This window comes from Cetobacterium sp. (genome assembly GCF_048470075.1).
Classification (GTDB): Bacteria; Fusobacteriota; Fusobacteriia; order Fusobacteriales; family Fusobacteriaceae; genus Cetobacterium_A.
In genome coordinates this window covers 1-1,673 of record NZ_DBGBQB010000319.1, presented here as the reverse complement: position 1 = coordinate 1,673, position 1,673 = coordinate 1, and the positions used below count along the sequence as shown (strand labels likewise).

Annotated in this window: 3 protein-coding genes; all 3 read left to right on the top strand. The window is 31.6% G+C overall.

Features of this window, described 5'->3' with window-relative positions; translation table 11 throughout:
- Positions 1 to 316 (top strand): hypothetical protein (locus ACMOUI_RS11030; RefSeq protein WP_418965745.1); only part of this gene is annotated, 316 nt, incomplete at its 5' end.
- 24 nt (positions 317 to 340) lie between these two features.
- A complete protein-coding gene (locus ACMOUI_RS11025; protein WP_418965744.1) occupies positions 341 to 748 on the top strand; it encodes an NfeD family protein in 408 nt (135 codons plus the stop codon).
- A gap of 11 nt (positions 749 to 759) precedes the next feature.
- On the top strand, positions 760 to 1,647 hold the full coding sequence (locus ACMOUI_RS11020) for an SPFH domain-containing protein (protein WP_418965743.1): 888 nt from the start codon (positions 760 to 762) through the stop codon (positions 1,645 to 1,647).
- Positions 1,648 to 1,673: the final 26 nt, after the last annotated feature.

Genomic DNA, 1,673 nt, shown 5'->3' with positions numbered 1-1,673 from the left:
CAATAACTCTGCTTATAATAAAAATCTTTCTACATATACTATTGAGAATACTGTAATTGAAAACTACACCACTAAAGAGGATATTCAAAATATTTTTGGGCCTCCATACTCAATCGATACAAATAGTCAGGGTCATACAGTTTGGACATATCGTGATATAACCACTAATACTCCTGGTTATAACTCATTTTCTGCTTCATTTAGAGTGGGAAAAGGCGGGCACTCTAAAGATAACCATAATCCTCAATACAAATGGGATATTATTTTTAACTCTGATGATTTAGTTATTAGTTCTGAAATTGAAACACTATATTAATCTTTGAAGAAAGGAGCTATACTTATGTTACTTTGGTTTATTGTTGGAATTGTATTTTCAGTTATTGAAATTTTAACTTTTGGGCTTATATCTATCTGGTTTGCCCTAGGAGCTTTTTTAACAATGCTATTTTATGAGTTTTCCTTAGAAAATCAATTTTACATTTTTGTTGCAGCTTCTTTACTTTTTCTAATTTTAATTAGAAAACTTGCTCTAAAACATTTTAAAGGGAATAGTAAAGATTTGAATAGAATCAAAGGAAAAATAGTTAAAATCGAAGCTATTGAAATTAGGGGAAGCAATAACTTCTATACTGTATATTTAGATGGAAAAATATGGGAAGGTATATCAAAGTGGAACTTCTCCATTGGAGATGAAGCCATTGTAGAAAAAATTGTGGGTAATAAATTGGTTTTAACCAAAAAATCTTAGGAGGGATTACTATGTTATTTTTATTTATTTTTATCTTTATCGTTCTACTTTTAATTGGAGCACATATTAGAATTGTTGCTCAATCCCAAGCATTTGTTATTGAAAGATTAGGAGCATACCTGACTACTTGGGATGTGGGATTAAATGTCTTAATGCCTTTTATAGATAGAGTTTCAAAAAAAGTCTCTTTAAAAGAGCAAGTTATTGATTTCCCACCACAGCCAGTTATAACAAAAGATAATGTTACAATGCATATAGACTCTGTTGTTTATTTTCAAATAACTGACCCTAAACTATATACTTATGGAGTAGAGAATCCTTTAAATGCCATTGAAAATTTAACTGCAACAACTTTAAGAAACTTAATTGGAGAACTTGAGTTGGATGCTACTCTAACATCTAGAGATACTATAAATACAAAAATGAGAGTTATTCTAGATGAAGCCACTGATCCTTGGGGTATAAAAATAAATAGAGTGGAACTTAAAAATATCATTCCTCCATCTGAGATTCAAGATGCTATGGAGAAACAGATGAAAGCTGAAAGAGAGAGAAGAGAATCCATATTAAGAGCTGAGGGACAGAAAAAATCAGCTATTTTAGTTGCAGAGGGTGAAAAGGAGGCTGCTATATTGAGAGCTGAGGCAAAAAAGGAAGCGGCTATTAGAGAAGCCGAAGGAGAGGCTGAGGCCATTTTGAGTGTTCAAAAAGCCAATGCTGAAGCTATTAAACTTATTAAAGAGGCCGCTCCTGACAAAAGTGTTCTAATGATAAAAAGTATGGAAGCCTTTGAAAAGGTTGCTAATGGTCAAGCTACAAAAATAATTATCCCTAGTGAACTACAAAACATTGTAACTTTAAGCGAACTTTTTCATGAATCAAAAAATAGTATGAAATAATGCTCTATAATAAAAAACTCTAAGCC

Excerpts from the sequence above, each read along its gene's own strand:
- ACMOUI_RS11025 (WP_418965744.1), top strand. The coding sequence starts at position 341 with ATGTTACTTTGGTTTATTGTTGGAATTGTATTTTCAGTTATTGAAATT.
- ACMOUI_RS11020 (WP_418965743.1), top strand. The coding sequence starts at position 760 with ATGTTATTTTTATTTATTTTTATCTTTATCGTTCTACTTTTAATTGGA.